This is a genomic window from Iodobacter violaceini, from assembly GCF_011601265.1.
In the GTDB taxonomy this organism is placed as follows: Bacteria; Pseudomonadota; Gammaproteobacteria; order Burkholderiales; family Chitinibacteraceae; genus Iodobacter; species Iodobacter violaceini.
This window is the reverse complement of sequence record NZ_JAAOLX010000003.1, coordinates 199,633-212,789: the sequence shown is the minus strand read 5'-3', so window position 1 is coordinate 212,789 and position 13,157 is coordinate 199,633. Positions and strand designations below refer to the sequence as shown.

Below are 13,157 nucleotides of genomic sequence, written 5' to 3'. Positions count from 1 at the left end.
CTTGTGTAGCTGAAGTCCAATCCTGTTGATTTAAGTGATGCTGTAAAGTTGTTGTTTGTGGCTAAGACAAAAAACCGGCCAGTTTGTTTTCCAGTACCCGCGGGTTTTCACCATTGGCAATGGTCACCAAACCTTCGACCAGCATTTCGCGGCGCCTGACTTCGGTCTGGATATGTTGTTTTAGCTTATGCGAAACAGGCAGAAAAATCAGGTTGGCCATGGCTACGCCGTAAATGGTGGCGACAAAAGCCACGGCAATCCCTGCACCCAGTTTGGATGGGTCGGTAAGGTTTTCCATAACATGGATCAGCCCCATCACCGCGCCGATAATCCCGATCGTAGGTGAGTAGCCGCCTGCGGCTTCCCAAATTTTGGCGGCAGAGCGGGCGCGGTCTTCAAATACATCGATATCCAGCTCTAAGGCGCGGCGAATAACTTCAGGCTCTGCGCCATCAACCACCATTTGCAGCCCGCGTTTTACAAAAGGATCTTTTTCGCTCTGAACATAGGCTTCAAGTGCTAAAAGGCCGCCACGGCGGGCTTGCTGGCCCCAGTTGACCAATACGCCCAGTTGTTTTTTGAAATCGTGCTGAGGGGGAAGAAAAACCCAGCGCACCATTTTTAAGCCAGCAATAAAGTGATCCTGCCTGGTTTGCAGCATCACCGCACCCAGCGTGCCGCCAGTGACAATCATAAAAGCAGTGGCTTGCATCAGGGAGGCCACATGCCCGCCCTCTAAAATTTGCCCGAGTACTATCGCCGTTAAGCCAAGTAAAATGCCAAATATACTGATTTTATCCATATCGCCTTATTGACCTGTCCAATCGCCTAAGCGCGCCCGCAGCCGGGCAATGGCCTGGCTGTGCAGCTGGCAAACCCGGGATTCGGTGACGCTGAGTACAGCACCAATTTCTTTGAGATTGAGTTCTTCGTCGTAGTAAAGCGCCATCACCAGCTTTTCCCGCTCGGGCAAAGCATCAATGGCTTCTATTAATTTTTGTTTGAAATGTGTTTCAGAGAGCTGATTGAGCGGATTGTGCGCCAGATCGGCTACATTATGTTCGCTATGATGATTTTCTTCATCATCTTCAAAATCATCTAAGTGGACAAGCTGATGGCCCCGCGCCTCGGTGAGCATATCCTGGTATTCTTCAAGGCTTAGCTGAAGATAGCTGGCCACTTCACTTTCCAGGGGCGCTCTGCCCAGGGTGTGGCCCAGCTTAACCAGTGCGGCTTCAATATCCCGCATATGTTTTCTGGCCTGGCGGGGCATCCAGTCTGCGCTTCTCAGTTCATCCAGCATGGCGCCGCGAATACGCTGAGAGGCAAAAGTTTCAAACAATACGCCTGCACTGGCGTCAAAGTTTTTGGCCGCTTCCATCAGGCCCATCATGCCAACCTGTATCAAATCGTCCACTTCCACGCTGGCAGGCAGGCGGCTCACCATGTGATAGGCGATCCGTTTGACCAGTGAGGCATGGCGAGCGACATAATCATCTTCGCTGCTGGCCTGTGTCTGACGATATAGAGAAAGTGCGCGTGGCGCTGGCATCTGTTTCTACTTTGAAGTGGCAAAATCAGTTTAGCTGAGAGCCTGGCGACTTGGGAGTAAAATCAGTTTGCTTTCTAATTGCTTAAAAGCACTTGCAAGAGCTCGGTCTAATCCTTCGGCAATATCATTTGCATTTGTGCCATTTATGGCTACATTTGCCGTAAGAATAGTATCGAGTATAACAGGGGAATTCGCTGAACTTAAGCGAATATGCAGTTTTGCTAATGAATAAGGCTGGGCCTGCAGATCGGTGTAGAGCGCAATTATTTCGCCGTTTAACTGATAATCTGCTGTTTGTTTTGAGGAAAGCGGTAAGACCTGGCCAAATAGCCCACTACTTGTAAGCCAGCTCTGGCTGCGTGCGGTGATCAGCTCAGCCGGGCTTGCCAGCCATTCGCGGTAAGGATCTTTTGCAAAACGCTGGGCGCTTTCTCTGTAAAAAAACTGACGTTCGCCAAAAGGTGCCTGGGCTGTCCAGGGCAGTATTTTCAGGCTGCCCTGAAAACGAAGCTGCTGTGCTGGCCCGCTGCGCTCTGTCTGTGGCAGGTAGTTTTCTTTGGGGGGGATGCTGCTGGCACAAGCACTTAACAGTGCGCAGCAGATCAGAGTGATCAATCGTTTCATTTTTTCTGCTCTTTTAAATGTAGGAGACATCAATTCGCTCAGGATGGGCTGTTATTTGTTTTTCTGAACGGGAAGCTGATACGGGGCGGGTGGTTTTCCCAGCAACAGGCCGGCAGGATTCGTGCGGGCAGATTCGCTGATCACCCGCAGATCTTCGCTGATTTGCTGCAGATTATTCATGGTGATATCAAGGCCGCCTTCGTGCTGAGCCAAAAGCTGATCAAGCCGGTTTAAGCTGCTTTCCATTTTTTGCAAACTGCCCGACAGGCTGGGGTTTTCCAGCAGGGTTCTTGCCTGCCTGGTGCTGGCGGCTAAATCAGCCGGCATACTGGCCCATGCCGGATCGGCCAGTAGTTTTTGAATGGACTGGTTGCTGACCCGCGCCTCTTGCATTAAACCGCTGGCCTCAGCGCTGAGCTCTGCAAAGGGTACTTTTTCCAGCTTTTCTAAAATGATGAGCATTTTCTGGGTGAGTGCCTGAACAGGCACATCATTCATTTTTTGATTGGCACTATCCAGAACGTGGTTCAAATTATTGATTAAGCCTTCAATGTCCAGCTTTTGCAGCTTAAGCGCCAGATTTTGAGTTGCGCTGACAAGCTGGGAAACGGTGCCGCGCGCAGAGGGGATATAGAGATTATCCGGCTTCCAGGTGATGGGCGCCGGGGGTGTGCCGGCAGGCTGATAATCAATTTCCAGATAGCTGGTGCCTGTTAAGCCTTGTGGATTGAGCCTGACGCGCAAGCCTTTTTCGATTTCCTTGTTTAAATAGGTTTGATCCGGGAAAGGCATATTTTTGCCGCCAAATAATTCCGGGCGCAGCTTTGCTTCAAGCAGCACATATTGCTGGCGCTCGCCAGGGGGCAGCTCTTGCTGATAGCGGGAATAAGTAAACCCAATATGACTGACCTCCCCGACAATTACGCCCCGGTATTTGACTTTGGAGCCAATATCAATGCCTTGCACCGATTCATTAAAATAGCTTTCCAATGTAATGGTTGTGCGGGTCCAGCGTCCTGCACCAAAGGCAATGGCCAGAATAATGCAGATACTTAGCGCGGCAAGGACAAAGACGCCCAGTCGGAAATGTTGTTTTTGAGCGCTCATGAATGAATATGCCGGTTAAAAAAATGACTGATACGTGGATCTGAGTGGCTGGCAAGTGTTAGGGGCGGGCCGATTGCTAATACGCCCTGAGTTTGCTTATCAAGCATGATGGCTCTGTCCGCAATGCTGAAAATACTCGCCAGCTCATGGCTTACCACAATAAAGGTGGTGTGCAGGCTGTGCGCTAATTGCAAAATTAAAGCGTCCAGTTCACCTGATGTAAACGGGTCGAGGCCCGCCGAGGGCTCGTCTAAAAATAACACCTGAGGGTCGAGCGCCAGGGCTCGGGCTATGGCCGCACGTTTTTGCATCCCGCCCGACAGGGCACTGGGCAAAAAATCGGCAAATGTTTCAAGCCCGACTAATCGAAGTTTTAAGCGGGCGATCGTTTCCCGGGCATCTGCATTGAGGGCTGTATATTCTGCCAGCGGCAGCATGACGTTCTCCAGCACTGTGAGCGAGCCAAACAGCGCTCCCGACTGGAACATCACCCCAATGCGGGCCAGAATACGCTGCCTTGTTTCTCCGCTGGCGTGGATCAGATCCTCGCCGCCGATCAGTACCTGGCCATGCGGGGCGGGCAGTAAACCAATCATATGTTTCAGCAGCGTTGATTTGCCGCAGCCTGATCCGCCCAAGATAGTGATGATTTCTCCCTTGGCAACGTCAAAGCTTACGTCACGTAAAATAATCCGGTCTCCATAACCGCATTGCAGTTGTTTTACCTGAATAATGGCTTCGCTCATTACCAGCCCACCAGGTAAAAAACAAAAGCAAATAAACCATCGCTGACCACAATCGCCACAATACTGCTGACAACGGCTTGTGTGGTGGCCGCACCTACAGCACTGGCACCGCTGCCTGCCTGTAAGCCGCGATAGCAACCAATCAGCGCGATTTCCATGCCGAACACAGCGGCTTTACACAACCCGCCAATAAAATCACCTAAATGCACAATGGTTGAAACCCGGCTGATATAAGTCTGGATGGGGATATTAAAACTGAGCATCACGACCGCAGCGCCCACAAGGCCGATGAAGACGGCACAGGCAGAAAGCAGTGGCGCCATCAGCGTGGTGGCAATCATTCTGGGCAGCACCAGATAGCGTACGGGGTTGAGCCCTAAAGTGATCAGGGCATTGAGTTCTTCGTTGACTTTCATACTGGCAAGCTCCGCAGCAAAAGCGGCGCCTGTGCGGCCTGCTAATAAAATGGCCATCATGAGCGGCGCCAGTTCACGCACGAGCGACAGGCCGACCAAATCGGCCACAAAGACTTCCGCGCCAAACTGACGCATGGGAATGGCCGACTGAAACGCCAGAATCATGCCCAATAAAATGGCGATCAGGGAGACAATCGGCAGTGCATCCGCGCCATTTTTGCTGGCGGTGGCCAGCACTTCTGTGATTCTCAGCTTTGAGGGTGAGCGCAGTATTTGCATCAGGGTGGCACTGAGCTCACCTGAATAGCTGATGGCATTCTTTAATGCCGTTTTGTGTTCTGCGGTGGCTTTTCCCAAGGCTGTGAGCCAGCCTGTTTCTGGCCGAGGCCCGGCTTTGTACAGTGGTTTTTCAACTTGGAAAACATCGAGCAACTCGGTAAAGGGTTGGGCCAGATGATGAATTTTGGCGCCTCCCTGAATCAGGGCATAAAAAAGGGCAACGCCCGCGCCATCACAATAAGTCACTCCACTTGCATCCACCTCATTGATGCCCGGCTGATGGATTTGTGGCCACAGCGGTGCCACCGTCTGCGCATCTAAGCGCCCGGACAGTTGCAGCATCTTGCCTTGGGGGGATGTTCGAATTTCCAGCTGAGCCATTGAATGGTCTTTTTGAGTTTTCTGCGGGGAAGGGCGGGCAGGCTATCGCAGCTTAAGTACGTTTAAATAGAATTTACATGGGCTGGCAGCTAATGAAAAGTTTAATTGTTGCAAACAGTGCCTGTTTTTAGCTTACAAAGTGTTCGGGTTTTTCTCATTATTGCTGTAAAAATGACCGTTCGGCTTACAGTTTGCGGCCACCAATTGACACTTATATCTTAATTGGCAACACTGAATAAAGCGCAAAAAGCCAACAGCACAAAGGCTGGGGACTATGCGTGAGGGGGCTTTGCTTTTCACGCTTGGGTATGGGGTTTTATATGGTAACTTTATCTTTTAGTAAGAAAAAAACCTTGGGTTTCCTTACTTTTATCTGCATTGGTTTGTGCGCAGGTCAGGCTCAGGCTAATTTGATTTCCGGTGGTTCGTTTAATGATCTGCCTGGATGTAATCCTTGTGCCAGCTCAGCCACGGGCGTTGAAGTAGGTAGCCGAGTGGGAGCTCCGGGTTACGGGGCATGGTCGGTGAACATGCCTGCTGGTGGTAATCCGGAAGGGTTCACATGGTCTTTTGTCACCAATGCTGCCGCTTCAAATAACCATACCATGTCTGCCTGGAATGGCGGCGGGCTTAATTCAGTTGTTTCATCCAGCCCGGATGGTGGTAATTTTTATATTGCTAATCCGATATGGGGTGCTTCTGTTCTTAGCCAGACTTTCTCTGGCCTGACTGTTGGGGCGGGCTATGATCTGAGCTTTTATCAGGCAGGTGCACAGCAGCAAAACTGGAGCTCAAGCACCACGCATGGCTGGCATGTCAGCTTTGGCAGCCAGTCGCAAGACTCGCAGACACTGACTACGGCCCCTGGTGTGTTCTCGGGCTGGAGCGCGGTCAATATGCACTTTATTGCGGGCAGTGCTAATCAGACGCTGTCGTTTTTGGTTACAGGCGGCCCGGTCGGGCAACCTCCATATTCATTATTGGACGGCGTAAATCTGGTTCCGACATCACCTGTGCCAGAGCCTGCTACGCTTATGTTAATGATAGCCGGAGCTGGCGGCCTCTTAGCCCGCCGCAAGCTGGCTGTTTCAGGCTAAGCTTTAAAATCAGGGTGTTGTTTTTAGAAAGGGCCTGTTTTTCAGGCCCTTTTTTGTTCTTTGTGGTGCTGAAGTGTGGATTTGCTTGTTGTTTTCGTTTTTTGCTTTAATTTTTGTCTGCAAAAGGAACTGAAAATGATCATGTCCTTGCAAAACGTGGCTTTGGAGTTACTTCGCCTGAGTGTGTGGTTTTTGCTGCTTTTGCTGCTGCTGGGAGGGGCAGAAATGCTGTTTGCCGCCCATAAAAGTAAAGGGCTCAGGCCTGCATACTGGCAGGATATTGGCTATTTCTTTGGCAATGGCTTGCTGTTCAAGCTGGCTGTTGTGCCTCTGTTGAGTATCAGCGCTTTGGCTTTGTCATTTCTGGTGCCGGGTAGTCTGCAAAACTGGGCGATTAGCTTGCCTGTGAGCATGCGCGCACTCTTGGGACTGTTTGTGGGCGATATTGCCTATTATTTTGTGCACCGGGCCATGCACCAGGTGCCGGGCTTGTGGCGCTTTCATGCGGTGCATCATAGTGCCGTGGTGCTGGATTGGCTGGTGAGCGCCCGCGCCCATCCTTTTGAAATTGTTTTTACGCGCTGGATCAGCTTTGTTGTGCTTTATGTGCTGGGCCTTGCCCGCCCGCAAGAGAGCGGGATGGCTGATTTATCAACCCTGCTGATTTTTGCTGCTGGCATCGTATGGGGGTTTTTTGTGCATGCCAATGTGCGCTGGCGTTTTGGGCCGCTGGAATGGCTGATTGCAACACCGGCTTTTCACCATTGGCATCATGCAAATGAAGCAGAGGGTCAGCGCGATCATAATTACGCCGCCATGTTTCCTTTGATTGATCGTGTATTTTCTACCTTGCATCTGCCATATACCCTGCCCAAGCGCTATGGTATTGATGAGGCGATGGAAGCGGATGTATCAGGCCAGCTGATGCATCCGTTTAAGCGTCACTAAGTTTGGGGTATTCAGGCATAAGCGGCAGGGGCACAGCTATACCGTTGCATTACGCTGTAATGGCTTAATGCTGAAGTTGCTCAGCCAGTAGCCGGCTGGATTCAACTAAGCGGTACAGAAAGCCTGTGCTGTCTGTGGTATTCAGCGGTTTTCGCCAGCGCAGCATGACATCGGCAAGCTGACGGAAAGCATGGCTGGAATCGGCATCCGGAAAAGCATCCAGCACGGTGCGGCCCAGGCGGGATGCACGTTTTAGTTTTTCGTCTTCAGGCACATAGCCGATCAGCTTCATTTGTACGGCATCGCCTAAGTACTGCCTGGCTACGCTTTTCAGGCGATTAAAAATCAGCCCGGCTTCCGTAATGGTATCGACACGATTAACCAGAATCCGAAAGTCCCGTCTTGCGTATTCAGTGCCGAGTAGTTTGATGGTGGCATAGGCATCGGTTAGCGATTCTGCGCTATTGGATACAATCACCATTACATCGTCGGCGGCAAGGCTGAGGCAGGGCACGCCATGGCTGGCGGACGGGCGGGTATCGAGCAGCAAAAATTCGGCATACTGGGTGAGCTGTTCAAATTCTGCGGACAGCCAGGTCAGCTCGCGCTCATTCAGGCTGCTTAAAACGCTTGCCCGCGCACTGATGGGCAGGATAGAAAAACCTGCTTCCGTGGTCAGTAGCGTATCTGCCAGTGTCACTTCACGGCGCAGTACATGATCCAGCTCGTGTTTTTGTTCCAGCCGCATGCGGTGGGCGGCATTACCCGAGCCGGTGAATTCATCTAATAAAATAACTTCCCGATTGCGCTCGGCCAGTGCTGCAGCCAGATTTATGGCAAGTGTGGTGGTGCCGCTGCCGCCGCGACCGCCATTGAGGCTGATGCTGCGGCAAGGCGTTGGGGCAATCATGGCCCGCAGGCCTGCGGCCTGATCAGACCAAAGACTAGCCACGGGAATGACTCGCATAGTTCATGCTGAAATCGAGCGGGCCATCCATGGTGCCGCCCTGTGCGCCCATAAAGAGCGGGAACTCATCAGGTTTCAGGGTAAAAGCGCTGTTTTGTGATTCCCCCCTAAAAGCGCGATCAACCAGGTAGGAGACATTGGCGCGGTGCAGATCTTCAGGCACGCGCTGGCCATTGGTTAAAAAGTGCAGGCGCAATTTATGCCGGATGGCCACATCCAGGCAGCCGCCCAGATTCATGGTTTCATCGAGTTTAGTCAGAATGCAGCCGGCTAAATGAGTATTGCGGTAGCGCCGTGCCACATCGTCCAGTGTGCCTGTTTGGGCATTGGCGGCGAGCAGCAGCAGGGTGGATACATTGTCTTCATCAAATAAAGCCAGTTGCTCGCTGATGCGCTGATCACGCTGCCCCATACCGACAGTATCGATCAGCACTAAATGCTTTTCGCTCAGATCTGCCAGGGTAAATTGCAAATCGGTTTCGTCTTTAACTTCGTGCACCGGCACACCGATGATGCGGCCGTAAATGCGCAGCTGATCGTGCGCACCAATCCGGTAGCTGTCGGTGGTGAGCAGGGCTACCGAATCTGGCCCGTGCAGGAGCGCGCAGCGTGCAGCCAGTTTGGCTACGGTGGTGGTTTTTCCCACACCTGTCGGGCCGATCAGGGCGTAGATTCCGCCCCGGTTGATCAGATCGTCATCCGTTGTGGCTGCGGCCAGATTATGCGTAAGCGCCGCTTTAACCCAGCGCATGCCTTGATCAAGGCTCATTTGCGCTGGCATTTTTTCGACAAGCTGGCGTGAAAGTGCAGGGCAAAATCCGGCGGATAAAAGCTGACGCAAGGCTTCGAGTTTTTCAGGGGCGTGGCGTGATAATTCGCCCCAGGCCATCCCTGCCAGCTGGCTCTCCAATAAGCCACGCAAGAGGCGGATTTCCCGGGCAATGCCATCCATTGCTTCTTTATCTGCCGGGCTTTGTGCAGGCGGTGCTTCATCGTCTTCAAAGCTGAAAGTAGGTAAAGCACGCTCTGGCGCAGGACGACGTGGTGGTGGCGCACTTGGCCTTGGCGCAGGACGGCTTGGTCTGGGCTGCTGGTACTCCGGATTGCTGTCGAGCGGTATCGGTGCGGCGGCAGGCTCTGGCTGGCGTGGCGCAGCAGCAGGGCGGTTGCTGCGTAAAACCATGGGCTCGTCGTGCATTATATGATCAGTGCCGGGCTCTTCATCGTCATCGTCGGGGATGGCGTAGGAGCGCGCGAGGGCCTTGCTGATGGGGGCTGCGGCCTGAGCGCTTTGTAATAGCTTGGCCCCATTTTGTGCGCCACGGCTGTTTTGCTGTGACGCAGGGCGTGGCTGTACGGCAACGTTATTCGTCAGGGCGGCCACATCGGCATCTGCGACGGCCATGATCTCTATGCCACCGCCAGACACCTGGCGGTTGGAAAGGATCAGCGCATCCGGGCCAAGCTCATCACGAACCTGACGCAGCGCGTCACGCGTAGTCGCTCCGTAGAACTTTTTTACGACCATATCCAGTTGCCGTCTGAAAACAAAAGATTATCCTCATGCAAGCTATTGTGCATAAAAGTGCAGTTTAGCGATGTGTATTTTAGTATGTTTTGTCAGTTTACTCTTAAGCATACTTGGCTCAATGAGGTATTTATTCTTAAATCTGTTTTGCGCTTTGTTTTTTGTATTTAATTTGCACCTAACATACCCACAATACGAATGGTTTTGCTGTCCGGAATCTCGGTATGCGCAATAACGCGTAATCCGGGAATAGAGCGGCGCAAAAAGCGGCTTAGCATGGGGCGTAGCTGTGCGGGCGCAATCAGCACGGTGCTCAGGCCCTGCTGCTCTAATTGCTCAGATAATTCAGAGGCTTGCTTGAGTACCCGCTCTGCTAAGCCCGGCTCTAAGCCTCCCTGCGAATTACCAGAGACTGCCGAGAGCAGAATGTTTTCGAGCTGTGGCTCCAGCGTCACAACTTGCAGCTCGTTCTCGCCAGGGAAAAGCTGATGCACAATAGCCCGGCCAAGCGCGACACGTACTGCCGCAGTCAGTTCGTCAATATTTTGGGTGCGGGTAATATGCTCAGCCAGTGTTTCCAGAATGCTGCGCAAATCACGGATATGCATGCCTTCTTCAAGTAAGTTTTGCAGAACTTTTTGCAAAGTACCTACAGGAATAATTTTAGGAACCAGGTCTTCCAGCAGCTTGGGTGCTTCTTTGCCAAAATGCTCAAGCAATTGCTGGACTTCTTCTCGGCCTAAAAGTTCGGCTGAATGGCTTTGTAGAATATTCGAAATATGGGTGGCCACTACGGTAGAGGCGTCCACCACGGTATAGCCAAAGGCCTGAGCCTGATCGCGCAAATTGGCATCAATCCAGACGGCTGGTAAACCAAAAGTAGGATCCTGGGTGGGCGTGCCAGGCAGCTGGCCAATGGCGTTGCCAGGATTGATCGCCAGCCACTGGGTGGCAAAGGCTTCACCCGTACCCACATCCACACCCTTGAGCTGGATGCGGTATTGATTGGGTTTGAGCTCCAAATTATCGCGAATATGCACAGAGGGCACCAAAAAGCCCAGCTCTTGCGCGATTTTCTTGCGGATGCCACGAATACGCCGCAGTAACTCGCCATCCTGATTCCGGTCGACCAGAGGAATCAGCCGGTAGCCTACTTCCAGCCCAACCGGATCAACAGGCTGCACATCGTTCCAGCTGACTTCCTGCAGTGGTGCTGCGGCGGCCGGAGCTCCCCCCGCAGCGGCTGGCCCTCCTGCTGCCCCCCTTTCTGCTGCTGCAGTTTGCAGTGCGCTGGTTTTATTGCGCTGATCCAGCTGCCATGCAATGCCGCCTAAGATGGATGCCATCAGTAAAAAAGCCGTATGGGGCATGCCAGGGATAATGCCCAGGACGCCTAAAACACCCGAAGTAACATACATGACCTGTGGCTGAGAAAACATCTGCCCCAGGATTTGTTCTGATAAATCTTCGCCGTCGCCTACGCGTGAAACCACAATACCGGCAGCTACAGAGATAATCAGTGAGGGGATTTGTGCGACTAAGCCATCACCAATAGTCAGCAGGGTGTAGGTTTTGCCCGCTTCTGCAAAAGGCAGACCGTGCTGCGCCATCCCGACGATCAAGCCGCCGATGATATTGATGACCATCACCATAATCCCGGCGACGGCATCACCCCTGACAAACTTGGACGCACCATCCATGGAGCCGAAAAAATTAGCTTCCTGCGAGATTTCTGAGCGGCGGCGTCTGGCTTCTTCTTCGCCAATCATGCCAGCGTTTAAATCGGCATCGATTGCCATTTGCTTACCGGGCATGGCATCCAGGGTAAAGCGTGCGGATACCTCGGCAATTCGCCCGGCACCTTTGGTAATGACCACAAAGTTAATAATGGTCAGAATAATAAAACCAACAACACCCACGGTTAAGTTATCGCCAATCAGTACGTGGCCGAAAGCTTCAATCACCTTACCGGCGGCATCTGCGCCATTGTGCCCTTCAGTCAGTACCAGCTTGGTTGAGGCAACATTTAAAGACAGCCTCAGCAGGGTGGTAAATAACAAAATGGTTGGGAAACTGGAAAACTCGAGAGGCTTACGGGTGTAAAGCGCCACCATCAGCACAATGATGGAAATCGCAATATTGAAGGTAAAGAAAAAATCGAGCACAAGCGCGGGCAGCGGCAGAACCATCATGCCGAGCACCATAAGCACCAGCGCAGGGCCGGCTAATTTGCTGTAATTAAAAGTACGCCACATGGGGCATTAAGCTCTGGGTAAATTAAGTAGACTCATGTTTTGCGTTTTTGTGCTGCTGTTTGAGCGCGGCGTTTTATGCTTCACCACCGGGGTCTAATTCGCTGGGTACAGGGAGTTCATCAGCCAGATTGGGCTCATCGCCACCATAATTTTGCCAATGTTTCAGCTGGTAGATATAAGCCAGCACCTCGGCTGCCGCAGTATACAGTGCAGCGGGGATCTCGGCCCCGAGTTCAGCGTGATGATAAAGCGCACGGGCAAAAGGCGGAGTGCGGATCACGGCCACTTTATGTTCTTTGCCCAGCTCGATAATCCGTTCAGCAAGTAAAAATGCCCCTTTAGCGACCACCTTGGGTGCACGCATGGCTTCGGTATATTGCAGGGCAACGGCGTAGTGGGTTGGATTGGTGACAATTACATTGGCTTTTGGAATCTCGCTCATCATCCGCTTTCTGGCCGCTTCGTGTTGCAACTGACGAATCTTGCCTTTTACTTCCGCCGAGCCTTCGGCGTCTTTACCTTCCTGCTTGACCTCTTCCTTGGTCATGCGCAGGCCTTTGTAATAATCCCAAAGCTGATAGGGGGCGTCAATTGCGGCCACAATAGCAAGCGAGCTGACGACCAGTAAAAGTGTGTGCTGCACCATGTCCCACATATAAGGCAGGCCAGCATCGAGTGGCATGGTGATCAGTTGCAGAAATTCTGCCCTCTCGTCCCATAGTACCCAGGCGGCTACACCGCCAATGAGGCTGGATTTAAGAATGGTTTTAACCATATTCACAATGCTTTTCAGTGTGAACATTCGTCCTAAGCCACCAATAGGATCCATTCTGGCAAAATTTGGGGCTAAAGCATCAAGAGTGAATAACCAGCCACCAACTAAAACAGGTGTAATGATGGCAATGAGTGCACAGGGCAAAATGATGGGCAGGCAGGCCATCAGCGCTTTATGGCTGGAGCTCATAAAATGCAGGAGCATCTGATTGGGATCCGCAATGGTGGCGCGGTTAAAAGTCAGCTCAGTAATAAAAATCATTTTTAAAGTTTGCAGCAGCTCAGGTCCCAGCTTGATGAGCGCAATAATGCCAACCATTAGAATGGAAAAAGTGGACAATTCTTGTGATCTGGGTACTTGCCCTTTATTTCGCGCCTCTTCAAGGCGCTTACCAGAGGCGGGCTCCGTGCGTTCTGCGTCTGAATCTTCAGCCATTCTTTCTCCTTAAAGCGCGATAAATACCTGCTTTATATGCTGATAAA

The 13,157-nt window shown here is 52.0% G+C and carries 12 protein-coding genes; 2 read left to right on the top strand and 10 right to left on the bottom strand.

Translation table 11 applies throughout. From position 1 onward, the window contains the following. Positions 1-61 precede the first annotated feature (61 nt). The 6 genes from HA050_RS07085 to HA050_RS07060 are packed head-to-tail and all read right to left on the bottom strand — an operon-like array spanning position 62 to position 5,105. Positions 62-802, bottom strand: coding sequence for a flagellar motor protein (locus tag HA050_RS07085; RefSeq protein ID WP_099398809.1), 741 nt, complete (start codon positions 800-802; stop codon positions 62-64). 6 nt (positions 803-808) lie between these two features. Beyond that, positions 809-1,552 carry an RNA polymerase sigma factor FliA gene (locus HA050_RS07080; protein ID WP_166823917.1) on the bottom strand — a complete coding sequence of 248 codons (744 nt, stop codon included), beginning with the start codon at positions 1,550-1,552 and terminating at the stop codon, positions 809-811. A gap of 30 nt (positions 1,553-1,582) precedes the next feature. Further along, entirely contained in the window at positions 1,583-2,176 is a 594-nt protein-coding gene (locus tag HA050_RS07075; RefSeq protein WP_166823914.1) for an ABC-type transport auxiliary lipoprotein family protein, read from the bottom strand. A 51-nt stretch (positions 2,177-2,227) separates the two neighbouring features. After that, on the bottom strand, positions 2,228-3,283 hold the full coding sequence (locus tag HA050_RS07070) for an MlaD family protein (RefSeq protein ID WP_166823911.1): 1,056 nt from the start codon (positions 3,281-3,283) through the stop codon (positions 2,228-2,230). Next, positions 3,280-4,029, bottom strand: a complete 750-nt coding sequence (locus HA050_RS07065; protein WP_166823908.1) for an ABC transporter ATP-binding protein — start codon at positions 4,027-4,029, stop codon at positions 3,280-3,282. The genes HA050_RS07070 and HA050_RS07065 overlap by 4 nt, the downstream gene beginning before the upstream one ends. Continuing rightward, a complete protein-coding gene (locus HA050_RS07060) occupies positions 4,029-5,105 on the bottom strand; it encodes an ABC transporter permease (RefSeq protein ID WP_205836334.1) in 1,077 nt (358 codons plus the stop codon). The genes HA050_RS07065 and HA050_RS07060 overlap by 1 nt, the downstream gene beginning before the upstream one ends. 320 nt (positions 5,106-5,425) lie before the next feature. Here HA050_RS07060 and HA050_RS07055 point away from each other — a divergent pair, with 320 nt between their 5' ends. Beyond that, entirely contained in the window at positions 5,426-6,202 is a 777-nt protein-coding gene (locus tag HA050_RS07055; RefSeq protein WP_166823905.1) for a PEP-CTERM sorting domain-containing protein, read from the top strand. A 135-nt stretch (positions 6,203-6,337) separates the two neighbouring features. Further along, the gene (locus HA050_RS07050; protein ID WP_166823902.1) at positions 6,338-7,150 is read left to right on the top strand and encodes a sterol desaturase family protein; all 813 of its coding nucleotides are present in this window, start codon (positions 6,338-6,340) and stop codon (positions 7,148-7,150) included. Between the two features lie 64 nt (positions 7,151-7,214). Here the strand turns inward: HA050_RS07050 and HA050_RS07045 are convergent, their stop codons facing one another. The 4 genes from HA050_RS07045 to flhB form a co-directional block, all read right to left on the bottom strand. Beyond that, entirely contained in the window at positions 7,215-8,117 is a 903-nt protein-coding gene (locus tag HA050_RS07045) for a MinD/ParA family ATP-binding protein (protein ID WP_166823900.1), read from the bottom strand. Further along, on the bottom strand, positions 8,095-9,645 hold the full coding sequence (gene flhF, locus HA050_RS07040) for a flagellar biosynthesis GTPase FlhF (protein ID WP_166823897.1): 1,551 nt from the start codon (positions 9,643-9,645) through the stop codon (positions 8,095-8,097). Before flhF ends, HA050_RS07045 begins: the two co-directional genes overlap by 23 nt. A 167-nt stretch (positions 9,646-9,812) precedes the next feature. Continuing rightward, a complete protein-coding gene (flhA, locus tag HA050_RS07035; protein WP_166823894.1) occupies positions 9,813-11,900 on the bottom strand; it encodes a flagellar biosynthesis protein FlhA in 2,088 nt (695 codons plus the stop codon). 73 nt (positions 11,901-11,973) lie between these two features. Further along, positions 11,974-13,110, bottom strand: a complete 1,137-nt coding sequence (flhB, locus tag HA050_RS07030) for a flagellar biosynthesis protein FlhB (RefSeq protein ID WP_166823891.1) — start codon at positions 13,108-13,110, stop codon at positions 11,974-11,976. Positions 13,111-13,157 lie beyond the last annotated feature (47 nt).